Source organism: Hyphomicrobium sp. (genome assembly GCF_019753045.1).
Classification (GTDB): domain Bacteria; phylum Pseudomonadota; class Alphaproteobacteria; order Rhizobiales; family Hyphomicrobiaceae; genus Hyphomicrobium_B.
This window is the reverse complement of the sequence record NZ_JAIELN010000017.1, coordinates 101,426-126,811: the sequence shown is the minus strand read 5'-3', so window position 1 is coordinate 126,811 and position 25,386 is coordinate 101,426. Positions and strand designations below refer to the sequence as shown.

The window sequence follows — 25,386 nt, the reverse complement described above, 5'->3', positions numbered from 1 at the left end:
GGCCACCCAAGCGGAAGCCAACAATAACGATGTCGACACCGAAATCCGAATTTCTCAAGATTATGACCGAGCGCGGCTTTGTTCACCAGAGCTCGGATATCGAGGGCCTCGATAAATTGGCGAGCGAGGGCCGCCTCGTCGCCTATGTCGGCTACGATTGCACCGCACCGTCGCTGCATATCGGCCATCTCTTGTCGATCATGATGCTCCGCTGGATGCAGGCGTCCGGCGCCGGCAAGCCGATTGCCCTGATGGGCGGCGGCACCACGCGCATCGGCGATCCCTCCGGCAAGGACGAGACGCGCGTATTGCGCACGGTCGAAGAGATCGAAGCCAACAAGGAAAGCATCAAGCAGGTCTTTGCAAAATTTCTGCAATTCGGCGAGCGCAGGACCGATGCGCTGATGGTCGACAATGCGGAATGGCTGGCGCCGTTGAATTATATCGGCTTCCTGCGCGACGTCGGCCGCCACTTCTCCGTCAATCGCATGCTGACGATGGACAGCGCAAAGCTGCGCCTCGAGCGCGACCAGGAACTGTCGTTCATCGAATTCAACTACATGCTGCTCCAGGCCTACGACTTTGTGGAACTCAACCGCCGCTATGGCTGCAACTTGCAGATGGGCGGTTCGGACCAGTGGGGCAACATCGTCACTGGCATCGACCTTGGCCGCCGCATGGGCGTCAAGGAGCAACTCTACGCGCTAACCTGTCCGCTGCTGACGACCGCGTCCGGCGCGAAGATGGGCAAGACCGCCGCCGGCGCCGTCTGGCTCAACGAAGCGCAGCTTTCTGCCTACGATTACTGGCAGTTTTGGCGGAACACGGAAGATGCGGACGTCGGCCGATTCCTGAAGCTTTTCACATTCCTGCCGCTCGACGAAATCGCCAAACTCGAGAGCCTTTCGGGCTCCGGGATCAACGAAGCCAAGAAAGTTCTGGCGACGGAAGCAACCGCGCTCCTGCACGGCCGCGAAAAGGCCGAGGCGGCGGCCGAGACCGCGCGCAAAACGTTTGAGCAGGGAACGCTCGCGGACAATCTTCCGACGATCGAAATCCCTAGAGCCGATTTGGAAGCCGGTCTCGGCGTTCTGACCGCGTTCGTCAAAGCGGGCCTAGTGGCGTCGAACAGCGAAGCGCGACGGCAAGTCCAAGGCGGCGGCCTGAAGGTCAACGACGAACCGGTGACGAGCGACAAGGCGACCGTCGGCACCGCCGACGCCGCAACGGCCGGCGTTATCAAGCTTTCGCTTGGAAAAAAGAAGCACGTGCTTCTGAAACCGGTCTAAGCGCGCCGTTCAGTGGCTGGTCGTTGTCGACGACCAGCCATCGACCGCCTCAGCCTCGGCCTTCGGAGCGGTCTTCTTTGCCTTGGCCTGCGCTGGCGTCTTTGCTTTTGCCTTAGGCTTGTCGCCCGCAGCAGAGGGAACGGGCGGCGCAGCGCGCACCCGGTCCTCGACCGGCATTTGCGGAGCCCGGTATTCGCGTACCTGAATGGTTGGATCCATCGACGTCATCTGGAATATCTCTCGGAATATTCCAGGCGCGACCAGCGAGAACGGGTTGACGATAACCTGCGGGTCGGAAGTCGGTCCCTGCACGGCAAATGTCATTCCGACGATTCCCTCGCCCTGCGAGCCCGATAAGATCTGTCCAAGCAGCGGAATATCGCCGAGCGCGCCATTCAAGCCCTGCAACGGAATGTAGGTGCCGCCGATGTTTACGCGCTTCGTCCGGAAATCGACTTTGCCGCGAAGCGTTGCGCCAAGCATCGGCCCTTTGAGATAGGATTCCTGCAGCACAAACTGGCCGTACCCGACCGAGAACGGCGCACGCATCCGCGTGAAATCGAAAACCTCGCGCGTAACCTTGCGGTTGCCGCCGATCGCCGGACGCCCCTCATCGGCGCTGCTAACGACTTCGGTAACGATCGGATCGCCGAGAATTCTGAAATTATCGACCACGAGAACGCCGGTCTTTTCTGCGGGTCCAGCGCCGTCGAGCCCGACGTCGAGCTGCATCTTCCCGCCCGTCATATTGGGATAGAAGTTCACGAGCTTCATTACTTGGCCCGCGTCGCCCGAGGTGACGACCAATCTCCGGCCGCCCTGGCTTTGATCGAGTTTCGCGACGAGCGCCGCACCCCCATCGAGCGTGCCCTTGGCATCGAGGCTTGCGAGATCTCCGTTGCGCATCTCGATCGCCATCTTGAGATTGCGCAACGAAACGTCGGAGCTGCCGATGACGTTCGCGAGGTCGACGGTAACGTGCGCACCAGCCGACGACGCCTTGTCCTTCCGATCCGGACCGTCGCCGACGCTGAACAGCGAACGGAAGAAATTTCGCGCATCGAAATTTGAGCCGGCGATCTTGATCGTCCAAATGTCGTCCTTGCTGCGCGAGCCGCTCATGTCGAGCCGCGAGATGACGTTCAGATTGACCCCAGGAAAATTGAATTCCTTGACCTTGTTGTCGGTGCCGATGACGATCCGTCCATCGGCGGCGATATCGTCGCTGACGACCTTGAAGTTTTGCAATTCCGTGTCGCGGCCAGGACTGCTGACGATATCGGCGTCAAGGCTCGCTGTCCGGCCCGCCGCCTTCCGCCATTGCAAATGATTGAACGTAAGCTCGGCCTCCGTCAGATCGGCATGCAGCTTGATCGCAGGCTCGGGCCGATCGCCCTTCTGCAGCGAAATCTCGACCGGGACGACACCATGCACGAGGTTGTTGATGTCGAGGCCGAGCTGCGTGCGGTCCGTCTCGTCCAGCTTCGCGACGATCTTGAGCGGCGGCTGCTGCGCCGCATCCGGACCGAGAAACCGCTGTCCGACGACCTTCGCCGGAACGCCGTTGATCAGCAGATCGCCCTTCGCATCGAGCGACGTGTCTGTGAGTGTAAGATCGAGAGTAAAGCCTTGAACATCGAAGCGGCCGGCGACTTTTCCGAAGCGCCCGTCTGATACGCGAGCTTTGCCGGTAATCGTCATGTCATCGCCGGTGACGCCGGGGAAGAACGGCAGCTTGATCGCAAGCTGGGCATCAACCTTGCCTTCTCCGGCTTTCGGCAACGGGGAAGCATCCCGCACAGCCCGGACTGGAAGCTGCTCCATGGCTTCAAGGAAAGGACCAAGATCTCCGACTGCCGAAAAGCCGATCTCGCCGTTTGGCCGCGGACCCAGGATGTCGTCTGTCGTCAGGCGCCCGTTCTTGAGTGGCAGCTGGCCACCGCCCGGCAACGCGACGGCGCCTTCGGGCACCGCAATATCGAGCGCATTATCCTTGATGCGGATCGACGCGCTCGGCGCTGCAATCGCCTGCATGCCGGGCAATGGCGTGAACACCGCGTTACTAGCCTCGAAACTCGCGTTGACACGCTCGAGCTCCGTCGAAACGGAGCCGGGTTCCATGCCGCCGACGTTGCTGTTCGTGAATCGGAGAGTTCCACCCTTGAAGTCGACGGCCGATACGTTCTTGCCAACCCAGTCGCGCGTCCCGGTCGCCACCGCATGCGGCCACAACGCCTTGAGCGTCGCAATCGGCATCGGTGAAACGGCGAACTCAGCCGACACACTCTGACCCTGTGGTCCCGCCTGCGTCGTCGCCTTGATCGTCGCTTCCCCGCCGCCGCCCGCGAGGCGGAATTCGGTGAGATCGATGTAACCCCGCCGGGGTATGATCGTGCCGCGCGCCGACCAGTTGTCGATCGTGACCGGAGGCACATTGAATTCCGCCGCCTCAAACACGCCGTTCTTGCCGTCGAGCGCGAAGAGCCATTGCGGCGGGTCCGTTCCCTGCGAAACGTCGGTCATGTTCCCGGTGAACATCATCGTGCCGTCAGCCCATTTCACGGGGCTCGGTTGCAGCTCCCAGTGCCGGGCCTTGCCGTCGAACGTCAGCTTGAAGAGACCGGCCGTGACCTCCATCGGGTGGACCAGATGCGGAAGCCGGACACGCCCTTGACCGACTTCGACGGCAAGTTCGCCGCTTTCGATATCGCCGACGCTCGAAAGCTCGATCGTGGCATCGCCCGAAACCGGGAATTCGAAGTTACCGAGCAAGGCGAGCGGCGGCGCCGCGGCTGCGAGCGTCGATGGAACGAGGTCGCGGATCGTTGCCTTCACATCGAGCTTGCCGGTTTGAACGCTTTCGTCCGTCAGGAACGATACGGACCATGCCCCCCTCGGAGACGCGACGGTCGCGCGGCCGGAGATGACGCTACGCCGCTCGGCGTGATTGAAGTCGACGCTCGCCTCGTCAATGCGCCATGAGCTGCGCTGGCCCTCGTAGTCGACGACGACAGTCGCGTTCGAAAGGCCGAATTCGGTCAGATACGAAGTCGCGTCGAGGCGCTTTCTGGCGCGGCGCGACGACTCGCTCAGCATCTTCGCCAGGTTGACCTTTGTTCCCGCTTCGACCGCCGAGCGCTGAGGCACCACCGTTGTTCCCGGGTTGGCGACGGGCGGTGGGGCGGCAGGGACGCTGCCATCCGGACGCACCGGTGTCGGCTTCGGGATCGCCCGCTCGAAAACAAAACCGGATTTCTCGGAATAGGCGAGCGCGATGATCGGATCGATGAGTTCGATACGCGCCGGAACGATGCGTCCACGCGCCAGCGCCGCCATCGAGATGTTTACCGCGGCGAGCGGCGACGAGAGCACGACATCGCCGCCCTGCTCCAGCACGCTCACGTCCCGGAGCCGGAATTCCAATTCGCTGTTTGGCCCAAGCCTGAGCTCGGCGCCGTCGATCTTCACCGAGCTCGTAACAAGCTCCGCGTTGATGCCGCGCTCGATCGGCGAGACGACGAAGTCAAAGGCGATCGGACCGTGCTTCAGCCGTACGTAGAGCAGGCCGGTGGCCATCATCGCAAGCAACGCCAACGGCACGACGCAATAAAAGAGGACGCGGCAGCCGCTGAAGAAATGCCGGAGGCCCGCAGATGCGGCCCCTTCTTCTTCGTCATCCATCGGAGGGCCGGACGGAGCCGTCGCCATGCGCTGCGAAACAGCAGTTCGTGGCACGACATTTAGCTGCGCGCTTTGATCGGCGTCGCGCCGATTTGGAGGGCGCCCGCCGGTTGCCAGTTTCGTCAACGCCGCTCCTCAAAAACCCCACGGGCCATACTGGCCCGACCCCCTCGTGCTGTCGCCGGGAACGGACAAAAAAAGCTTTCAAAAAGAAAGTCTAAATCTGTCTGGCCTCCGCTCGCTCGACGTGCCAGCTACAGTGCCGAAAAACGACAAAAGAAAGGCACATTTAAGATGATCGAAGACGGAAAGAAGGCTCCTGATTTTAGCCTGCCTGATGACAACGGTGGCGAGGTTCGGCTTTCCAAATTGAAAGGCCGTCTCGTCGTCCTTTATTTCTATCCGAAGGACGACACTTCGGGTTGTACGCAGGAGGCAAAAGACTTCTCCTGCCTCGCCGAAGAATTCGCAGCCGCAGGCGCGGACGTCATCGGCATCTCCCCTGATAGCGCGAAGAGCCATCAAAAATTCAAAACCAAACACGACCTGTCCGTTCGCCTAGCTGCCGACGAGCAGAAGGAGACCGCGACGGCCTATGGCGTATGGGTCGAGAAATCGATGTATGGGCGGAAATACATGGGCGTCGAACGCTCCACCTTCCTGATCGACAAATCGGGAAAACTCCTCCGCAGCTGGCGAAAAGTCCGCGTTCCGGGGCATGCCGAAGAGGTTCTGGAAGTGGTTAAAGCGCTCAATTCCTGACCAAAACGGTGCCAATACCGGCACCGTTGATCTTCCGCCACACTTCTCCACCAAGAATATGCCATCTGCAGCAATGCAGAGAATTTCCGGTGGAAATTGTTACGCTCGACGGTGGATTGGGCCGCCAAAAATGCTACCCGAATCAAACGCGCTCGCCGCACGTTTGAATAACGTAATGCGTTGAGGCCGCTTCGGGCGCGGGTCGTTGCTTATGTTGTGTTAGAGGGAAGAACATATGTTGCCTAATTTTCGCCGCACCGAGGCCGATTCCTCGAGATCGCAGCCGACCGCCTCTGCCGCTGAAGCGAGCGCCGCACCAGCCTTCCAGCCGCGCCCTTTTCTGACCGTACCCCGTGCTGCCGCGACCGAAGGACCAAAATCCGTTTCGGTAATTGGCACGGATCTGACCATAACCGGCAATCTCATCTGCAAGGGAGAAGTCCAAGTCGACGGCATCGTCGAGGGTGACATCCAAGGCAGCAACGTCGTCGTCGGCGAACACGCGACGGTCACCGGCAGCATCTCCGGTGAAGAAGTCATCGTCCGCGGCCACGTCGTCGGATCGGTACGCGGACGGCGCGTCATGCTGCAAACGACCAGCCAGGTCGAAGGCGATATTTTCCATCAATCGCTGTCCATCGAGCAGGGCGCTCTGTTCGAGGGCAAATCGCGCCGCACCAAGGAAGACCCGCGTACGATCGCGGCACCGAAATCCGAGCCGATCGGCTTTGTCGTGCCGCCGCGGCTTCCGCCCGAACTTCCGAATTAATACCCGTCACTACCGACTAAACCCTCTCAAACCCCCAAGGCCTTTCCCCCTAAAGGCCTTAACTCACCTTTCCGGCCGCCAGTTTGTAACTGTGAGTCGACGGCCGGGAAGGATTTCGAAAGTTCTCTCGCGACACGTCAGAACGATGATCTGCGGAACGCTGCTGGCGGCTGCAAGCTCCCCGCATACGGCCGCGAGACGCGCATCGTCCGAATAGGCCAGCGGATCGTCGACCACGAGAGGCACACCCCGCCCGCTTTCGGCGAGTATTTCCGCAAACGTCAGGCGCACCAGGATCGAGAGCTGCTCGCGCGTGCCGTCGGACAGCGCGGTGACGTTCTCGGCGCCGTCAGCACGCCGCAAGGCATCGACCGCGAAATCATCACGAAATGTCAGCTCCGATGTCCCGAACACCCGCTCGAGATGCCGGCCGAGCCGGCGTGAGATCGGGGCCGAATAAGCAGCCTTCGCTTGGGCTTCGATAGCGGCGAGCGTTCGCTCCAGAAGCCGCAACGCTTCCGCCTCGTGTCGCAACCTCTGCGCCTCGGCTTCCGCGCGCTCGAACTCGCCTTCGCGCGCCGCAAGTTCGCCCGCCCGGCCATTTTCGTCGCTCGCCTGCTGCGCACCCTTTGCGTGCGCAAGCTCATCCTTGAGGCGGCCGATCTCGCTCTTTCGATTTTCTTCGGCCTTTCGGGCGGCGGCGATTTCGCCGTCGAGCCTGCGGAAGTCGTCGTCGTCCATCGCCTGCGCACTGAGCGCGTTGAACGTCAGACGAGTGTCCATGGCGACAGACTTCAAACGTTCGACGTCGGGTTCCGAGAGCGAGGCCTGAGCCACAGCCGCGAATTCCGCCTCGATCTGCGCAATGTCGCTCGCGAGCACCTCCACCCCACGTGGGGCAAGATCGGAGAGCCGCACGCGCGCCTGGGCGAGATCCGCCTGCTTCTTCGTACGTGCCGCAGCCCGTTCGCGCGCTTTTTCGGCAGTCGCGACGCCGAGACGCTTCAGCACATCATCGATTTCGCGCGTCGCCGCTTCACTCTTCGCTCGGAGTTCCGCACCGCGTGCCGCATGCGCCGTCGAAATCGAAATCGCAGCGATGCCCGGAATGCGAATTTTGAGCGGCTCGACGACCGCAAAACTGCGGCTCTCCTGAAGCGGCGAACCGTCGATCTCGATGCGCCCCCGGCCCCCCTCTTCGACCGCGATATCGACTGTAGCAGCGTGCCCTGAAAGCTCGGCTTCGGCGACGGCCCGTTCCTGTTCCAGAACGCCGAGCCGATCGATCACGCGCGGAAGCGCCGGATCGGCTTCGATTTCCGATGTCCACATGGCGACCTGCCGACCGGTTTCCAGCGCGATGGCGTAGGCCGCCCGCTTCTGGTCAAGCGCTTCCGCCAACTTCTTGCGCGACGCGAGTGCGCCGAGCGCTGCAGCGTGTTCCGCTTCCCGTGCGCGCATCGCCTCCCGCGCAAGATCGCGCTGAGATCGAATATCGATGGCGGCCGCGCGCCGCGCCTCGAGCGCCACAGTCCCCGAACCGGACGTATTCGATTGCGCCTCGGCTTCGAGCTCGCCAAGCCGTTGCGTCATCGCCACGATGTCGTTGAGCCGCTGCTCCGCGGCTTGCGCGATGACGCGCGTCTCGTCGCGTTCCTTTCTGGCGTCGTCTCGAAGCTGCTGCGCGACGTAAAGCGGGCCGTCCTTCTTGATGCCGGCTCTCGACGGCGTCAGCAGCAGATCGAGCGCACGCTTGGTTCGATCGCGCACGCCCTCGAAAGCCGCATCGAATGCGGCCGTTTCGATTTCGCGGCCGATCACGTCCCTGAGAATGGCCCTCTCGCCACGATCCTTCACTTTGCCGGAGGAATCGATATCGGGCTCAGGCAGCGACAACGTCTGCTTCTGGCGAACCCAGACCAGGCCGAAGCTCCCGGGAAGATCGCTGCTCCTGCCGGTCAATTCCGCAAGGCGTTCTTCGGCCTCGGTATTGCGCGCGACGATGACCGCGGAATCGAGATCGCTCAAAAGAGCGCTCGCTCCGCGTCCAAACTGTTTGCGAATGCGCCAGCGCCGACCCTGCGCTTCGAAGTCGACTTCGACCAGGGGCTCGCCTCCCCCATACGGCCGCATCGCGTCGAGCGCACCGCCGCTGACTTTGTGGCGCGTAAGAAAAGCGGCTTCGAGCGCATGAAACATCGTCGACTTACCCATCTCGTTGGGTCCGCAGAGAACGTTCACGCCTTCGCCGAATGTCTCGATGGCAACCGGCTCGCCAAATCGTCTGAATGCCGCGACGCGGAGGGCAAGGATCTTCACGGGGCCGCCTCGCGACGGCCTTCAGCGGCGAAGCCCGCGAGCCGAAGCAGTGCCGTTGCGGCAGCGTCGCGTTCCGGACTTGCAGGATCTGAACTCATCGCAGCCAGATGTCGTGCCGCATCCAACAGCGCCCCCGCAAGACCGAGGCTCTCGAAATCCATGGATTCGGACGTAACCGTCAGCGCTTTGTCGTCGATCTCGAACCGCCTCAGCCGCGCCGACCACTCTTCGCGCCACACATCGAGCGATGCACGATCCGCCAGCGAAAGATGTCCGCCAAGAGCGAGCCGAAGCAAGGTCTTGCCGAGCGTCGAAGCCGCGCTCCGAACATCGCGTTCGATTGCGCCGAGATCGGCGGCCGAGTGAACGGTCCGATCGAACTTCAGCCAGGTGAATTCCGCTGTCGGCACCTTGTCGACCGCAACCAGCTGCGCGCCGTCGACCGTGACCGAAAGTGCAAAGCCCGGCTCGTTGTCGGGAAATTGATCCGGCTCCGGCGTCCCCGAATACCAGGTCTCGGGCGAAACACGCGCCGCGCCATGCCAATCGCCAAGCGCCAGATACGCGAGCCCCGCCCGTTTTGCGCGATCGGGTGCCAAACGCAGAGCCGCGTCGTCGTCACTGCCGAAGCCGCGAACCGAGCCATGCGCGAGCCCGATGCGGGCGGCGCCCGGCGGCGTCGCGGCCGCGTCCATCCATTCGGTGACATCGCGCCCCGGATCTTTCGACGTTACCGGCGACGGCAACAGCACCGCATCGCTGGCGAGCGCATGAGGCGTCGCACTTGAAAGCACGGAAACGTTGGATGGCAGACCAAGTCGCGAGACCTGATCCCAGACACCGCTCAATCGTAAGGGATCGTGATTGCCCGGCAGGAGCAGCCAGGTCACATCGCTTTCCTCGGCGAGTTGCGCGAGCGCGCGCCGGATCTCGAGCGTCGCAATCAACTCGGAATCGAAAATGTCACCCGCAACGAGAACATGCCGCGCGCCACGCTCACGCGCGATCTTGGCAAGCCGGCCGATAATGCCGAGCCGCGCGGCCGCCAGCTCGCCCGCGAGCCCCGGCTCGAAGCGGCGAAACGGCTTTGCAAGGTGCCAGTCCGAGGAATGGATGAAGCGGAAAGTCATGGCGCGAGGTTTCGCCGCTTCGTCCGTCAACTTCAAGGCATCTCTGGGCGAGGCCAGGGCGTGTGGATAACTTTGCCCGAGCGCGCGACACAAGTCAGAGCGCACGGCCCAAGAACAGCAGCTGCCCACTCGCCCCGGCGCGGGCGACCTCAGCGAACCCGTTCCGGTTGTAGAAGCGGATATTGGGCGAGCCCACCCCCGTGACGACGTGCACGCCCGGTGAGCCGTGATCTTTGGCGTCCGCGACAAAGCGATCGACCAATCGCCCGCCGATGCCACGATTGCGAAAATCCGGCGCGATGTTCACATGCAGGTGCGCGGGAAATTTCTTCGTCTGCTCGCGAAGCGCCGTGAAGAACTCGATGTCGGCAAAGCGAGCCGCCTGAGCCGGATCCTCGATGGCTCCGACGAGATAGCCCGCGACCTCACCCGACGGCCTCAGCGCCAGATACCCGAATTGCGGATCGTGCCGCAGATAGCGCCCAAGCCACCGCTCCCGGAACGCCGCCCGAGCCGACTCGCTCTCGAATGATTTCGTATTGCTCGACTCAAAGAAGATGGCATCGATGCCCCGCTCGATTTCAGGCGTCGGACCGGCATCGAGCAGACGATGGATGGTAACTGTCTCGGACATTGCTCTCGCTTGTCACGCAATGGCGTTTGGACGAGGGCACCCCCTAAAAAAGCATCCCCCTGGCGCAACGCATCTACCCGGCGGCGTCGACGGCGGCAACAAGTTGTCTGCGAAACGACGGGGGCAAATCGGCCGGAATGGCAACGGGCATCGGTGCCGACGCCGTGTCGTTCGGTCTACTCGCGGTCGCCGGAGCGGAACGCCGGTCTGCCGGATTGGCGCCGCCGTAGTTGGGGCTAAAGGGCTCGTTCGGATCGTCCGGCATCGCCCGGATACGAGCCGACGGAGCTGCCTGCTCGGGCAGACCGTCCGCTTCCATCTGGACGGCGGGGCCTTGCGCGACATACTCCGCTGGCGTCGAGCCGGGATACGCCCCTGAGTAAGAACCCGCGTAATACGCGTCATTGTCGGTAGCGCATCCCGCCACCGAGACCGCAACCACGCCGGCCACCAGCGGGAACAGGACCGCGCGCAGGGCTTTAACCCGCCGTCGGCCGTTGGATAACGCGAACATGGAACACGCCTTCGACAACGCTACAAACGCTACAAAACCCAAGAACTGTCCGAGATTGAAACATCCGGGCGTTAATGCCGCCCTAACGGCTGCCAGCTTTTGGAAAAGCGCCGGCGGCCGGCTCGCGGAACGCGAGTCGCCTGCGCAAACGAAAACCGGTCAGCGGGGAATGATGCCCGAAGCGCTGATACCGTTGAAAACGGCCTGCATGGCAATCGCCGCGAGCAGAATGCCAAATACCCGGATAAGCACGCGTTGCGCTGTAACGCCGAGCAAATGATTAAGCTCGTTCGCGAGAATGAGCAGCACGAGCGTTATGACCATCACCGCGGCGAGCGACGCCGTGACGATCGCAACGCCGAGTGGCTCGCCGCGCGCGTTCGCCGTCAGCAAGATACCGGCGCTCATCGCGCCCGGCCCCGCGATCAGCGGCGTCGCTAGCGGAAAAACAGCGATGTCGTCCTTCGTCTGAGCCTCCGCGCCTTCGGGCGGCGTGAGCTTGATCGCGCCGCCCGGCCTCGCAAAAATCATATCGAGCGCGATCAGCAGCAGAATGATTCCACCCGCGGCCTGCAACGCCGCGAGCGATACGCCGAGTTCACTCAGGATCGGATCGCCGAACAGCGTGAAAACAGCGAGAATGCACGATGCGATGAGCGTTGCGCGAATGGCGATGCCTCTGCGCACGTCGTAAGGCATCTTCGGCGTCAGCGTCGCAAACAGCACCGCCGCTTCGATCGGTCCGATCGTTACGAAAAACGTCAGAAAGCTTTTGAGCGCCATTTCAACCATTGTCGCGCGCCTCCAACGCCGCAACAAAAACCGAAGCAAAACGTAGAACTGCACGGCAACGCAGCGCTTTGCTCAACGCTCCGTCGATAAATCCAAGCACTCGATTTGACCGCCTGCTAACAATTCGAATTGGCTAACAATCAATATGGACACGGAACGAATCTCGCATGATCATCGTCGTTTCAGGGAGGGCGCCCAATCACCTAATTGAAAGGAGATTGCTAAGTGACCGAACGTGAAATGTCTTGCGACAATGGTTTCAAAGCCCAGCTCGCTGGGTTCAGCCTGACGACCGCCGAAATCCTTTATCGTCTTCCGGATCATCCGTCGCTCATCCAAAGCTATATCTGGCAGGAATACGACTCCGCGCCGCGCTTTCCAAAGCTCAAATCCTTTCTCGACTTTTGGACAGCAAAGCTCGAGGGCCAGCTCTACCGCGTAACCGTCGCGCATTCGAAGCTGATCCGCCCGGCGGAACTCAGATTGATCGGGACAGAATTTAAGCTGCACTAGGAAGCGAAGTTCGCGCTAAAGGCGGTCCGCCTTTTCGAGGACCGCCGCGCCGGGTTCGGAAATGGGGGATCGCGCGCCGCGTCGCGCGCGACGCCGAACGAATTCGATCATCGCCGAGGCTTTGGCGGCCTATGCGCGACGTAGCATTCCATCAGTCCGCGAGCAGGCCGACCGCCCCCCACTTTACGGAAGTGTAAGTACTGTTTCCCGCCGGATTGGGGTTACGGTCGGGCCTCACTGGGGAATTCCCAAGGACTCCGAAACTCCAGGCAGGGCGAAATGCACTGCCTTTTTTTTATTTTGCGGCCTTCACCGGGATCGTGACGACGATTGCAGTCCCCGGCGAGCGGGGTTCGACTTCAATCTTACTGCCGAGCTGCGCTGCGAGCATCCCCATCAGGCGATTTCCGATGCCTGACAACTTTTCCGATTCCGGCCTGTCACCCTGCCCGACGCCATCGTCCGCGACAACGAGCTTATAGACCTCTCCCTCCCGTCGAAAATCCACGACGATGTTTCCGGGGCGTTGACCAGGAAAAGCATGCTTCGTGGCATTGGTAACGGATTCATTGATGATCAACCCGAGCGGGACTGCCTTTTCCAAACTGACCGAATGGCTTTCGGCATTGCATTGGATTGCAACGGGGCGCATCGCGAGCCGCGACAACCGGAGGTCGGCGCACAGTTCTGTAATATAAGATTTCGTATCGACGAAAACCTGCTCGTCGCGCAGCTCCAGCCGCCGGTGTACGCGCGCGATCGTCTGCACGCGCTCCGCGGCCGAGGCCAACGCCTCGCGCGCCTCCGCATTTGCCGACCGCGATTGCAAGTTCAGAAGCGTGATGACATTGGCGAAATCATTCCTTGTGCGGTGGGCAAGCTCGTGGAGCAGCACGTCGCGATCCCGCACGGCTTCGCTGACACGCGCATGCTCGTCGGCGAGCGACACGAGCCCCGAATGCAAAGCTTCGACAACCGCCGAGATCGCAAATCCGATCACCACAAAGAGCGCGAGAGCCGCCTGGTCGGACCGGTCGACGGCCTCCACCCAATAGCGCGGCTCCATAAAGAAATACGAGACCGCCAGCGCGCTCAAAACCGTGGCGAAAAAGCCGTTGCCGCGATCGAGGAACGCCCCGGCAATAAAAATTATCGGAAAATATGCAAGGAATGGGTAGCGATGAGCCGCGTCCTGCACCCAATTTTGCTGGATCCAAACGACCAGTGCCACGAGTGCGACAGTCACAAGATAGCGCAACGCGACAGGAACTCTTCTCGAGGCGTCGGCAGCTCGGTGAACTGTCGAGATCCATCCTTGCATGCGCATGAAACGCGCCTCGGCAAGAATTGTTCAAAAGACTGTGGTTGCCTCCTTTCCGTTTCCTGAGGCATGAAGCTGCGAAGCGACCCGGTCATGCAAACCCGGCAAACCAAAAAAGAACGTGACGCTCGCTATGCTCTCTGGGCATAAGGAGCCCGAGGAGCTGCGCCTTCGTCTCGGCAGATTTTTTGGCGAGAAGTTGGACGCAGTTCCAGGCACCGACGGAGGACGAATGCAGCGCTGGCTTTTTCTGATTTTGATTGGACTGACATCTCCCGCAAGCGCTGCGTCGATTGATCAATCCCTGCTCAAGCTCGATCCGGAGGAGCGCGCGCATCAGGTCTGCATCCTGAAGGGCATCGACGATATCAAGCGCTCGAAGAAGTTGCGGCACGTCGATCGCGTAAAAACGAGCATCCTCTCGCGCGCAAAATTCGACGGTACCACGGTCGTCGCGAACGGCGGAGCCGTACGCGCCAATAATCATTGGTATCAGCTGAAGTTCACCTGCGCCGTCACGAGTGAGCAAATGAAGGCGACGTCATTCACCTATGAACTCGGCCCCGAAATTCCCGAAAGCCAATGGGAGGACCTCGGCCTGTGGAAGTGACGCTCCCCACGCGGCGGCAGATGCCGGCAATCGCAAAGTGAAATCATGTCCATCACGATCTATCACAACCCAAGTTGCGGAACATCGCGCAACACGCTTGCGATCATTCGCCAAAGCGGAGCGGAACCGCGCGTCGTTGAATATCTGAAGACGCCGCCGAGCCGCGATGAACTCCGAGCGTTGCTCCTTGCGATGGGCATTTCAGCCCGTGATCTGCTTCGCCGGAAGGGTACCCCGTACGACGAGCTTGGCCTCGACGATCCGAAATGGACCGACGATCAGCTGATCGGCCTCATGCTCGAGCACCCGATCCTCATCAATCGCCCGATCGTGGTGACACCCCTCGGCACCCGGCTTTGCCGGCCATCCGAAACTGTGCTCGACATCCTTCCCAACGCCGACATCGGCGCATTCACAAAGGAAGACGGCGAAGTCATCCCAGCGCGCGAAAAGAAATAAGTCGCCTTTGCGATGCTCGCGCGGGCGTGCCTGCTGGCGCCGGGAATATCTTTTGCAACGGGCGAGCATAAATCTCACGACATCTTAGGCAGTCCCCGCGCACCGAGAGAACGCCGAGTGCACGATGAACCATGTTCGTGCAGTCAGGCCCAAGCCCGAAGACGTCAGGGCGGCGAATAATGGCGCGTACTGAATATTACGAAAACCCAAGACACCAGTTATTTTCAAAGAGGAGATTGCCAGTGAAAGCTCCAAAATTCGTAGCGTGCGTTCTCACGGTACTCAGCGCCTCTGCCGGCGTCGCGCATGCGACGGACGCTTCGTCTGATTTGAAGCGATCGTGTGCCGGCCTTCCCAGCGTTTCAGTGCTGCGAGCCAGCCTCATCGCAGCGGCAAACAGCCCGAACGCCTTGAACGGCCTGCAGCTGCTCAACTGGGCGACGGTCGTCAACCGCGATGGCATCGTCTGCGCAGTCGCATTTCAAGGCGACGACCGCGGCGCGCAATGGCCGGGAAGCCGCGTGATCTCGGCGCAAAAGGCCAACACCGCGAATGCGTTCAGCCTCAACAAGCTCGCCCTTTCGACGGCGAACCTCTTCTCGGCCGTGCAACCGGGTGGAAGCCTTTTCGGCCTGCAGGAAAGCAACCCCGTCAACACCAGCGTCGCGTACGGCGGCGATTCACGCCTTATCGGCACCTCGAATGACCCGATGGTCGGCGGCAAAATCGGCGGTGTCAACGTCTTCGGCGGCGGGCTCGCGCTTTACGATGGCAGCGGAACGATCATCGGCGGCGTCGGCGTTAGCGGCGACACCTCGTGCCGCGACCACTTCGTCGCTTGGGAATTGCGCCACGTGCTGAAACTCGACTACGTGCCCTCAGGCGTTTCCGGCGATCCCAACCGGCCGGACAATATCATCTTCGACATCCCAACAGCGCAGGTCGCAGCGCCGTCACCCGTGCCAGGACCGAGCACAGGCGGCTTCGGACATCCGAAATGCATCAACACGGGCAACCCCGCCGCGCTCGATCCGATCCGCCACGTTTCGATCGCTTCATCGCATTGAGCCAACACAATCGGCAACCTGCTCGCGCAACGCGAGCCGGTTGCTCCACGAAAAACGCTGCATCAAACGCAATCTGGCCCGCTCCGCTCAACTGAAACAAGGATTTTTGAGTAACGGTTAAAGATCGCCGAAAAAGCGCTTTGGCTCGCGGCATCACTAAGAAACCGGATGCAGACCTAAGCTGGAGCCGCGTCTCTATTTTTTGGTTATGCGCGCCAAACAATTTCCAGCTGCCGGCAACCCTCAGCGACGCACGCATTCAACGGTAAATTTTCGCAGCAGAACCGTTTGGCGCCGCGCCGGGACGAGAATTGCATTTGACGTGTCGCCGCTTTGAGCAGAGCTTCCCCTCAAGGACGGGAATTTATCACCGCTTGTTCCGGGGGGACCGGAGCGATGCTATGCCGACTTCATTTGGCAAGGTGATCTTCGCGTCGGATATCGGACGATATCCATCCCAATTTTCCATTTCTCATTTTGAAAAATAGCCGCTGGCACCAGGAGATTTTCCATGCTCGCTTCACGGCCCTCAACGAAGATCACCGGGCTGCTCGCAGCCGTGGCTCTCACTCTTCCATCGCTTTCTGCCTCACCCGCGCAGGCCCAATCCCAACCCAACATCGTCGTCATCATGGGCGACGACATAGGCATGTGGAACATCGGCGCTTACCACAGGGGATTGATGGCCGGGCGAACGCCAAACCTCGACAAGATGGCCAAGGAAGGCATGCTGTTCACGGACTATTACGCCGAGGCGAGTTGCACGGCAGGTCGCGCCAATTTCATCACCGGCGAGCTTCCGATCCGCACCGGCATGACGACGGTGGGTCAAGCGGGCGCTGCGATCGGCCTCCCTGCCGAGGCCATCACCATAGCAACGGCGTTGAAATCGATGGGCTACGCCACAGGCCAATTCGGCAAGAACCACCTGGGCGACAGGAACGAATTCCTCCCGACCGTCCACGGCTTCGATGAATTCTTCGGCTACTTATATCATCTCGATGCGATGGAAGATCCGGCCCATCCCAACTATCCGCAGAACCTTCTGAATGTCGTCGGCCCGCGCAACATGGTCCATAGCTGGGCGACGGATGTCGACGATCAGACCGAGATGCCGCGTTGGGGCAAGATCGGAAAACAGCGGATCGAAGACGCCGGCACGCTCTATCCCAAGCGCATGGAAACGGTCGACAACGAGATCCGCGACCTCGCAGTCAACTTCATGGATAAAGCCAAAAAGGATGGCAAGCCGTTCTTCGTCTGGCTCAACCCGACGCGCATGCACATCGTCACCCACCTCTCTCCCAAATACGAGGCGATGCGCAATTCAGAGAATGGCTGGTCGGAAGAAGAGGCAGGCATGGCGCAGCTCGACGACGACGTCGGGCTCGTGATGCAGAAGATCAAGGACCTCGGCGTCGACGACAACACCATCGTCGTCTTCACGACCGACAACGGCACCGAAGTCTTCACGTGGCCCGACGGCGGCCAAACGCCGTTCGCGCAGTCCAAGGGAACCGTTCTCGAAGGCGGCTTCCGCGTACCTGCTATCGTTCGCTGGCCCGGCCACGTACCGGCGGATTCAGTGCAGAACGGAATCTTTTCCGGCCTCGACTGGTTTCCGACGTTGGTCGCCGCCGCCGGCAATCCGAACATCACGGAAGAACTGCTGAAAGGTAAGCAGGTCGGCGACCGGACGTACAAGAACCATCTGGATGGCTACAACCAGCTCGATTGCATCTCCGGCAAGGGCCCATCCGCGCGCCACGAGATTTTCTATCTCGGCGAAAGCACAGTCGGCGCGGTGCGCATCGACGACTACAAGTTCCGCTTCATCGATCAGCCGCAAGGTTGGGTGGGACAAAAGACGCACCCCGACATCCCCTACATTACCAACTTGCGCCTCGATCCGTTCGAACGCACGGGCTGGCCGGAGAGCGGTACGAAGGAAGGCGGACAGCAATACTTCGATTGGTTCAAGTATCAGTTCTGGCGCTTCGTGTTCGTTCAGCAGATGGTCCAGAAGGAACTTCAGACGTTCCTCGACTTCCCGCCAATGCAGCGAGGCGCGAGCTTCAACCTGGACGCTGTCAAAGCGGAAATGCAGAAGCGGATGGAGCAGGCCGAAGCCGCAAGCAAAGGCACCGGTCAGTAACACAGCAGGTGTGATCGGCGGCCGGCGCGCGGAACGCGTGTCGCCGATCACAACTCAAAAACTACGGCCGGCTCCGCGGAGCGGAGTCGCCGATCGCAAAACAAAAGACTATTAATTTTGCGTCTTGGCAGTCGCCGCTGAATTGTCGGCCTTCGCCGGAGCCGGTGTCGCGCTAGACTTGTCGGCCGCTGCCGCTGGCGTCGTCGCAGCCGAAGAGCCGGCCGCCGATTTCGCTTTCAGGTCCTTTTTGCACTGGGCGCGGAATTTGACACGCTCCTTGCCGTGCAAGCCCTTTGCGTCGGCCTGCTTCGAGCATTCGATCGACTCAGGCGTCTTCGGTTTGGATTTCGAATCTGCAGCGAAAGCCCCAGTCGACGTGGCCGCAATCGCAACGGCCGCCAGCAATGTCGTGAAAGATTTCATGTCGTCATTCCTTTAGTTTTTTCGGATCAGTTACGTTGCACGGCGTGTCAGTTCCACCATCCGCGCCGCGAGCGGTAGTCTTCGCTGAGGTCCTCGCGGTCGTGACGAATGTCCGTCACGTCCCGATTGAACTTTTGCTCTGCCCCGCGAAGCTCGACGGCCTCTTCACGGGCATTTTCCCTGGCCTCATGGGCGGCCCAGACTTCGTCATGCAACCACGCCCAGCGCGCATGGCGGCGCGCATCGCTGAGCTCCTGGCGTTCCTCATCGATATGGCGCACATCGCTGGCGATTGCGGCGCTATCTCGGCGAATGTCGTTCCGATCTGTGCGTATGTGAGTATTGTAGTCATAAGCGTAAGCCGTGGACATCGAGGTTGCAGCGACACCGGCGGCTAGAGCGATAGCGGGAAAAATCCTATTCACGTGACTCTCCATGGAGACGCGTTGAATGCGTTGGCTCAGCGGCGTCCTCGCGCTTTTGCCGTTCGGGATAATTGAAAAGGGATGCCACCCGACGCAGCGCAGATTGCGCGCCTTCGGTTGAACCGTTTCGGAATAGGGAGTTCACAGACCGTTCAGGATTCGGTCATCGCTTTGCTAACGTCCGCCCAGCCGCCAGGCGCTCAGGAAATTTCCGATAGCTCTCGGTGGAGCGGCAGCATGCTGTCGCGAGCCCAATCATCGAGGGACGCGAATATCCCAGTCGCTGGCCAGCGCGGATCGGGCTCGGTCCGCTTGCTCCACGTCATATGGACTTCCGCGACGCGGCCATCGGCGAGACGGAATAATGCGTCGTCGGTGTCATCGCGCCGTGCGATCAGCCGAACGGCCTCGCCGTAGAGAACGTGACGGCTCGAGACTTCGAGCCGAAGCTGGGCTTCGAGACCCGCGCAGATGGCCTTGTCTTCGACCGGATACCACGGCTCGAGCCAATCGAAACCGTCCGCCATTTCACTGCACCCTCTGAAAAATACCCGTGTCCCCGCCCCGAAAACGCATCGTCGCGCACCTTCTATGCAGCGGCAAGCAGCTAAGCAACGGCTTCCGTCATCCTCGACCGAGCGAACCGACGCTGCGCTGTGTATCACAATGCTGCAATAGGATGTCGTCAGACTATTTCTGTCGGTTGATCGCGCTTGAAGCGGGCGCCGGCGAAATGAAAAAGACGACGGAAATGCTCAAGCCACGTCATTCTTTTGACCCAGTTTGCGTATAAGCTTGGCCTTGCGGGATTTCAGAGTATTGCGCGACGGTGTGCAAAATCACACCGCGTTTGCAAGCGTATTCGGAGCCCGCTATGCGTATTCTTCCCCTCCTGCCATGGGCCGCGATCGCGGTCATTTGCGTCACTCAGACCAGCACCGCGCGCTCTCTTCCCGGCCCGTTGGGATCGCCACAACCCGTCGCTGCGCCGGGAAATATCCTGCCCGCCTTCGTCTCACCGGGAACGCTCGGGGCATTTCTCACCGCCGTGCGTGACGCGACTTTCATCACGTCCGAAAGCCGTACGGCTGCGGAAACCCTCAGCGCCAGATTTTTCGACGACGCCGAGACCAGGAGCGACGTTTCTAAACGCCCGGAACCTGCTGCGGCGTCGGCAATTAGCAACGTTCACGTACCGTATATTTTCGCAGCGGCCCTTTTCGAACCAAGTCTTGTCCAACCGGGGAGCGCTTCTCCCAAACACACAACAAAACAACGACGCGTTGCGCGGCGTGCGCAAGCACAGCGGCCCGTTGCTCGAAGCTTTGAAAATGCACCGCGTCCAGTCCGGCTCCAGCCCGCACGTGATCAACTCTCCAAAGCCGACCTTCTTTGGTTGAACGGATAATCGAGCGCCGGAAGCCATTCAGGATTTATCTCAAAGGATTTGGGTATGTCGGCACCTTCCATTCAAATTTCCAATTTCGCCGCGCATGCAATCGACATGGAATACGATGTCGAGAGGATCATGTGGCATAGCTTGGCCGATAGCGAGAAACGGCAAGTAAGCATTCCGGATCAGGATCGCGGAACATCTTTGCTGCTCATGATGCGCGACGACTTCAAGGAAGCGCTGCGGGCGATGCACAGTCATGTCATCCTGTCGAACGCGCTGCGCAAACGTCAAAACCTCGCGCAGATTCATGTGTTCGTCGGCTACGGCGGAGGCTTTTCTGAGGTCCTGCCGGTCGACGACATCGTGGCCGAAGTCATCAAAGAAGGGGCGGCCGGCGACGGCGATCTCAAAATTCTCTGCCATTGGAATATCGATCGAAATGGGAGGACGGTTTTCCCGTTTCAGCCGGGCCGCCTCATGGAGGTGGAGCGCGTCATCAAGCTGGTTCATCTCCAACAACGAGCCGGAGAACTCATTGCTCTAGCGAATGCATGCGCAGCCGAGGCGGACCAAAAGGGCGGAACCTGGCTTCAAAAGCGAGGATAAACCACGCAAGCCCCTCACCTACCCCCACCACACGCCACCACTCCACACGACATCTCATCGCGACCATCACCACCCGCATCGCTCGCGCCCATTCCACGCATGCGCATCCATCCGGCGCGACGGCAAGCGTCCGCGACGGCCAGCTCGCGGATCTCGAAAAGAGAAACAGCAAACGTGCACGGCGGCCGGCTCGCCGGAGGCGAGTCGCCGTGCACAAAACAACAAAGGGACGGGGCGGCACGGCCTCGCTCTTTGCAGTTGGATTTGGGATGCGGACCGATGCCGCCCCGTGCATGCCAACTCTCCGCCTCGGCTCCGGCCCTTGCGTCCGGCGCCTCTCGTATGAGTGCGGATCGCCTGTGAAAAGCGACCCCTGAGCCGTCGAACCCGCCATCCGCCCCCGCATCTCCTTTCGAGAAGGCGTTTCACCGCGCCGCCTCCTCAGAGGCCCGCGCGCGGCAGGCAGCGAACCCGCGGCATACCGATTTCTCCGCGCGACCCCGCATGCTCTTCACCACACACGTCTCGCGGCACGAGCTCATGCCCTTTGTCAGCGTGGCAAGATGCGGGAAGTATGCGAGCGCGGACGAGAGCGGGGATAAGTTTTCGGTGACCGTCTCGAAACGCAGTTAAGGCGGCACTGCTTCCCCACCGTCATCCCGGCGAAGGCCGGGATCCAGCCAACGTGCAGCGCACACGCACAGCGGTAGCCTGCGCTACGCTCCCGTCATCCTCGACCGAGCGCGGTGAAACCGCGTCGAAGGTCGGGGATCCAGCGTGAGACTCGTCGAAGACGCAATATCGAGCCTCCGGCGCTTCTAACGCTGGATCCCCGAACGCGCATCGCTGCTCTCACGCGTTCGAGGATGACGAAGGTTGAGTTGAGCGCACTTGCAAGTCACGGCCGGACAAAAGGAGTGCGCCGTGCGCACAATGACCGGGGATAAGTTTAAGCGTGGGGCACATCCCAAACGACAAAGTCATTTCGCCGTCGTAGTCGTTTCGGAGGGGCATAACAAGGCATCGAATCGCGACCTAAAAAAGAACCATTACCAGCTAATTAGATATATTACCCTCTTCGGACTCGCCCCCGTTAGTCGGAACATAATCCATGTGCGATGGCCAACGACTTCGACGTGATAGAGCCCGCAAAAGATTGCGAAAGCTTCTTTCTCGAACTGACAAGCCATCACTGCTGCGCACAGTCTGGGTGCTAGATCGCGCGCGATATGATCCCGATTTTGTTCAGCCCAGCGGCTACAATTTCCCCCCCGAAGCTTTGACGCCGGAGTATGGGAACGCACATGCGATTTATCCATGGGAACTCGAAACGCTTCTCACCGAACTTCTTTATGTGCGGGGAAATAGGGGGCAGAGGATTGCGAATGCAAGATCCTGGGCTCTAATAGCGACCACAGCGAATTGCATCCGAACCATCGAAGATGCCGAATACGCTCTATTTGCTGAAGAGGGGCAGATACTTCGCGAGATGTCGCGGATTGGATATCGTCAATTTCGCTGGCAACCGCAAAATTGGGACGGCGCAGAGTACGTCCGTTGGTGGTCAATTTTTCGCGGCACCGATCTATCCAGAATATTTGAACGATTGATGGGGGTCAGCGTCGATAAAATCCTCTCTGTCGGGATCACTTGGAATCACTTGTTCAACTCACAGATGCAGACTGAAAGAATTCAGATATCGGACCACCCTAATATTTCTCAACAAGATGTTGACACCGTAATGCATTTACTAAGCGCTCCAATAGACGAACTTGAAGAATCTTCGCGTGAAGTGATCGCTCAAGGAGGATCGACCGCCTATCGCCGTGGCGTGCTGCGCCGCACCCCCATCATAAGAAATATGTCAAATGGCATTACCTCTTATATGCGTCCCATGGAATTGCTTTTAAAATGGAGAATATCATCAGGATTATACTACGATGTTATCGGAGACCGCGAAGTCAGGGACAGAAATCTAATTGGCATAGCGTTTGAACAGTATATTCGAGATCTGTTCGCAGCCAAATTTATCAACTGCACAATTGTTGGCGATTTAACCTACGGCAGCGCCGCACGCCCCCGAAGGACTCCTGACGTATTGGTGTGTCAAGGGAATATCGTGAGGCTCGTTATAGAGTGTAAAGCCATCAAACTCCCACTACCCGTCCAAACTACCCTAGGGGACACACCCGAGCGTTCAAGGGTGATCGAGGATATCGCAAGAGGCATAAAGCAGGTTTGCGAGTTTGACTTCCGCTTAAGCAATGAGATCCCGGAGCTTGACCTTCAATATCCCGACGATTTGCTAAACGTCGTGGTAACCCTCGATGATTGGGTTTTTCTTGGACACGATGTTAAACGCGACATCGTTGATCGTGCCCGCGTATTGCTGGACGCCGATGAGCTGTCTGACGCTGCCTCGGCGGTAGGACGGACCATTCTATGTAATGCCGATGAAATTGAAAAGCTGTTGACAATTTACACACCCGAAGGTGTGTTTGATCTTCTTCGCAATTCCCTTTCCGACGAACATCATGCGTCACCGTTAGGTGCAGTGATGTCGACGCATCGAGCCGGACGGATGACTCAAACGCGCAACCCCTTGGCCGATCGCGTGCATGAATTTCTGAGAGTATAAGAGTAGTTAGGTTCGAAACCTGTGGAATAAAATCGAGCACTAGAAGTTTTGGCGACAACCCCTCACCCCATCCGCCACCACTTCCCCCCACTCCACACACCCACCTCATCCCCACCGCTCTCACCCACTTCCGCCAGCTCCACCAGCTCCGCATAGACCGCACGCGTACAAAGCGCCTCCAGCCTCCCGCGCACGAGCACGTAGGGTTTCAATCCACCATCAGGCTCCGACGGCTGGAACCGCAGCGGATGCTCAGGCCCGATCGTCACCACATCATCGACGTTCGTTCGAAGCGTAATCGTCCGCGCACGGCCCTCGCCCACCGCCGCCATCTCGACGGCGAGGAACGGCGCGTCCTCCACCTCGACGTCGACCTTCTCCGCGGGCGTGACGAGATAGGTCCGGCCGTCGTCGTCCTTCCGAAGGATCGAGGCGAACAGCTTGACGAGCGCGATGCGCCCGATTGGGCTGCCCTGGTACGTCCAGGTGCCGTCGCGGCGGATCTTCATGCCGATGTCGCCGCAGTAGGGCGGGTTCCACTTTTCCACAGGTCTGACGGTCTTCTCCCCGCCCGCTCCCGCGCCCTCGGAAGCGGCCCGCAGCAGCGCTTCGAGGCCCGATGACGGCTGCGACGGATGTGCATCAGACTCCACGTTCAGACGGCTAACGTCCGATTTTTCATTCGCCATTTACGTTCCGCGCAATCGCGGGCCTCAAAGAGTGCAACATCCTAACGTAACGTTCACTTGACCCTATGAGGGCCGGGCAGGATCGTCTAGGTTCACGCCACCGCCGGGAACGCCATTCCTCGGCCGTTGTTTCCAAAGGCGTTTTTGCCACAAAGAATGACAAGAAGCTGCCGCGCGAGGCCTCCCTTATGAGCACTGTCGTCGAAACCCACACCGATATCGTGCCGCGGCTCGAAGCCGCTGCCGAACGCGTGCAGCGCGCGCACAAGGCTGCCGCGTCCGTCATCTTCGGACAGGATCTGGTCATCGAGCGCACGCTCATCACGATCCTCTCAGGCGGACACGCGCTGCTCATCGGCGTTCCGGGGCTCGCGAAAACGCTGCTCGTCGAAACGCTCGGCAAGGTGCTGGGCCTCGACGCCAAGCGCATTCAGTTTACGCCCGACTTGATGCCATCTGACATCATCGGCTCCGAAGTGCTGGAAGACGAACCCGGCCGCGGCCGCTCGTTCCGTTTCATCAAGGGCCCGATCTTCACGCAGCTGCTGATGGCGGACGAAATCAACCGCGCGTCTCCGAAGACGCAGTCGGCGCTGCTGCAGGCGATGCAGGAGCATCACGTCACCGTCGCAGGCCAGCGCCACGATACGCCCGCGCCGTTCCACGTGCTCGCGACGCAGAACCCGCTCGAACAGGAAGGAACGTATCCGCTTCCCGAAGCGCAGCTCGACCGGTTCCTGCTGCAGGTCGACGTCAGCTATCCCGATCTCGCCGCCGAGCGCCGCATGCTCTACGCGACGACCGGCACCGAAACGCCGAAGCTCGAAGCCGTCATCTCCGCGCAGGAACTGATGGCGACCCAGCGCCTTGTCCGCCAGATCCCTGTGCCGGACAAGGTCGTCGAAGCGATCCTGAAGCTCGTGCGCTCGGCCCGTCCAGGCACCGGCGCGAACAACGACACCGACCGCTTCGTCGCCTGGGGTCCGGGACCCCGCGCCAGCCAGGCGCTGATGCTCGCCGTCCGCGCGAAAGCTCTCATCGATGGCCGCCTCGCGCCGTCCGTAGATGACGTCGTCGCACTCGCCGAGCCGATCCTGAAGCACCGCATGGCGCTGACATTCGCCGCCCGCGCCGAAGGCGAAGACCTCACTCATATCATCGCGCGTCTCGCGGCGGCCGTGGAGTAGGTGCACG

General features: G+C 60.4%; 21 protein-coding genes and 1 pseudogene. 11 read left to right on the top strand and 11 right to left on the bottom strand.

Annotated features, from left to right (window positions below; translation table 11 throughout):
• The first annotated feature begins 29 nt into the window (after positions 1-29).
• Positions 30-1,289, top strand: a complete 1,260-nt coding sequence (gene tyrS / locus K2Q04_RS18320; RefSeq protein ID WP_291166224.1) for a tyrosine--tRNA ligase — start codon at positions 30-32, stop codon at positions 1,287-1,289.
• 9 nt (positions 1,290-1,298) lie between these two features.
• Here tyrS and K2Q04_RS18315 read toward each other — a convergent pair whose 3' ends face one another.
• Positions 1,299-5,024, bottom strand: coding sequence for an AsmA-like C-terminal region-containing protein (locus tag K2Q04_RS18315; protein ID WP_291166223.1), 3,726 nt, complete (start codon positions 5,022-5,024; stop codon positions 1,299-1,301).
• 240 nt (positions 5,025-5,264) lie between these two features.
• On the opposite strand from K2Q04_RS18315, the gene K2Q04_RS18310 reads away from it, so the two are divergent.
• Together K2Q04_RS18310 and K2Q04_RS18305 are read left to right on the top strand one after the other, a co-directional pair.
• A complete protein-coding gene (locus K2Q04_RS18310) occupies positions 5,265-5,732 on the top strand; it encodes a peroxiredoxin (RefSeq protein ID WP_291166221.1) in 468 nt (155 codons plus the stop codon).
• Positions 5,733-5,967: 235 nt separating this feature from the next.
• Positions 5,968-6,501, top strand: a complete 534-nt coding sequence (locus K2Q04_RS18305; RefSeq protein WP_291166220.1) for a polymer-forming cytoskeletal protein — start codon at positions 5,968-5,970, stop codon at positions 6,499-6,501.
• A 63-nt stretch (positions 6,502-6,564) separates the two neighbouring features.
• Here K2Q04_RS18305 and K2Q04_RS18300 read toward each other — a convergent pair whose 3' ends face one another.
• From K2Q04_RS18300 to K2Q04_RS18280, 5 genes are all read right to left on the bottom strand, one after another.
• Positions 6,565-8,820, bottom strand: a complete 2,256-nt coding sequence (locus tag K2Q04_RS18300) for an AAA family ATPase (RefSeq protein ID WP_291166219.1) — start codon at positions 8,818-8,820, stop codon at positions 6,565-6,567.
• The gene (locus K2Q04_RS18295; protein ID WP_291166218.1) at positions 8,817-9,986 is read right to left on the bottom strand and encodes a DNA repair exonuclease; all 1,170 of its coding nucleotides are present in this window, start codon (positions 9,984-9,986) and stop codon (positions 8,817-8,819) included. Before K2Q04_RS18295 ends, K2Q04_RS18300 begins: the two co-directional genes overlap by 4 nt.
• Positions 9,987-10,044: 58 nt before the next feature.
• Positions 10,045-10,584: a GNAT family N-acetyltransferase gene (locus tag K2Q04_RS18290; RefSeq protein WP_291166217.1), complete on the bottom strand. Its 540-nt coding sequence runs from the start codon at positions 10,582-10,584 to the stop codon at positions 10,045-10,047.
• Between the two features lie 73 nt (positions 10,585-10,657).
• The gene (locus tag K2Q04_RS18285; RefSeq protein ID WP_291166216.1) at positions 10,658-11,098 is read right to left on the bottom strand and encodes an adhesin; all 441 of its coding nucleotides are present in this window, start codon (positions 11,096-11,098) and stop codon (positions 10,658-10,660) included.
• A gap of 159 nt (positions 11,099-11,257) precedes the next feature.
• On the bottom strand, positions 11,258-11,890 hold the full coding sequence (locus K2Q04_RS18280; protein ID WP_291166214.1) for a MarC family protein: 633 nt from the start codon (positions 11,888-11,890) through the stop codon (positions 11,258-11,260).
• Between the two features lie 240 nt (positions 11,891-12,130).
• Between K2Q04_RS18280 and K2Q04_RS18275 the strand changes: the two genes are divergently transcribed.
• Positions 12,131-12,403, top strand: coding sequence for an usg protein (locus tag K2Q04_RS18275; RefSeq protein ID WP_291166258.1), 273 nt, complete (start codon positions 12,131-12,133; stop codon positions 12,401-12,403).
• Between the two features lie 295 nt (positions 12,404-12,698).
• On the opposite strand, the gene K2Q04_RS18270 is transcribed toward K2Q04_RS18275, so the two are convergent.
• Complete coding sequence (locus K2Q04_RS18270) at positions 12,699-13,730, bottom strand: DUF4118 domain-containing protein (RefSeq protein ID WP_291166212.1); 1,032 nt, start codon at positions 13,728-13,730, stop codon at positions 12,699-12,701.
• Between the two features lie 226 nt (positions 13,731-13,956).
• Here K2Q04_RS18270 and K2Q04_RS18265 point away from each other — a divergent pair, with 226 nt between their 5' ends.
• The 4 genes from K2Q04_RS18265 (at position 13,957) to K2Q04_RS18250 (ending at position 18,015) form a co-directional block, all read left to right on the top strand.
• On the top strand, positions 13,957-14,334 hold the full coding sequence (locus tag K2Q04_RS18265) for a DUF930 domain-containing protein (protein ID WP_291166210.1): 378 nt from the start codon (positions 13,957-13,959) through the stop codon (positions 14,332-14,334).
• Positions 14,335-14,379: 45 nt separating this feature from the next.
• Positions 14,380-14,793, top strand: a complete 414-nt coding sequence (gene arsC, locus K2Q04_RS18260; RefSeq protein ID WP_291166208.1) for an arsenate reductase (glutaredoxin) — start codon at positions 14,380-14,382, stop codon at positions 14,791-14,793.
• Positions 14,794-15,035: 242 nt separating this feature from the next.
• A complete protein-coding gene (locus K2Q04_RS18255) occupies positions 15,036-15,860 on the top strand; it encodes a heme-binding protein (RefSeq protein WP_291166206.1) in 825 nt (274 codons plus the stop codon).
• A gap of 511 nt (positions 15,861-16,371) precedes the next feature.
• The gene (locus K2Q04_RS18250) at positions 16,372-18,015 is read left to right on the top strand and encodes an arylsulfatase (protein WP_291166204.1); all 1,644 of its coding nucleotides are present in this window, start codon (positions 16,372-16,374) and stop codon (positions 18,013-18,015) included.
• A gap of 228 nt (positions 18,016-18,243) precedes the next feature.
• On the opposite strand, the pseudogene K2Q04_RS18245 reads toward K2Q04_RS18250, so the two are convergent.
• From K2Q04_RS18245 to K2Q04_RS18235, 3 genes and pseudogenes are all read right to left on the bottom strand, one after another.
• Positions 18,244-18,438: pseudogene (locus tag K2Q04_RS18245) on the bottom strand (PsiF family protein); the annotation flags it as partial.
• 47 nt (positions 18,439-18,485) lie between these two features.
• Positions 18,486-18,863: a hypothetical protein gene (locus tag K2Q04_RS18240; RefSeq protein WP_291166202.1), complete on the bottom strand. Its 378-nt coding sequence runs from the start codon at positions 18,861-18,863 to the stop codon at positions 18,486-18,488.
• A gap of 200 nt (positions 18,864-19,063) precedes the next feature.
• Positions 19,064-19,390: a hypothetical protein gene (locus K2Q04_RS18235; protein ID WP_291166200.1), complete on the bottom strand. Its 327-nt coding sequence runs from the start codon at positions 19,388-19,390 to the stop codon at positions 19,064-19,066.
• 926 nt (positions 19,391-20,316) lie between these two features.
• Here K2Q04_RS18235 and K2Q04_RS18230 point away from each other — a divergent pair.
• Together K2Q04_RS18230 and K2Q04_RS18225 are read left to right on the top strand one after the other, a co-directional pair.
• Complete coding sequence (locus K2Q04_RS18230) at positions 20,317-20,865, top strand: hypothetical protein (protein ID WP_291166199.1); 549 nt, start codon at positions 20,317-20,319, stop codon at positions 20,863-20,865.
• 1,156 nt (positions 20,866-22,021) lie between these two features.
• Positions 22,022-23,503 carry a hypothetical protein gene (locus K2Q04_RS18225; RefSeq protein ID WP_291166197.1) on the top strand — a complete coding sequence of 494 codons (1,482 nt, stop codon included), beginning with the start codon at positions 22,022-22,024 and terminating at the stop codon, positions 23,501-23,503.
• Positions 23,504-23,565: 62 nt separating this feature from the next.
• Here the strand turns inward: K2Q04_RS18225 and K2Q04_RS18220 are convergent, their stop codons facing one another.
• Entirely contained in the window at positions 23,566-24,192 is a 627-nt protein-coding gene (locus tag K2Q04_RS18220) for a DUF1285 domain-containing protein (protein ID WP_291166196.1), read from the bottom strand.
• A gap of 188 nt (positions 24,193-24,380) precedes the next feature.
• Between K2Q04_RS18220 and K2Q04_RS18215 the strand changes: the two genes are divergently transcribed.
• On the top strand, positions 24,381-25,379 hold the full coding sequence (locus tag K2Q04_RS18215) for a MoxR family ATPase (protein ID WP_291166194.1): 999 nt from the start codon (positions 24,381-24,383) through the stop codon (positions 25,377-25,379).
• Positions 25,380-25,386 lie beyond the last annotated feature (7 nt).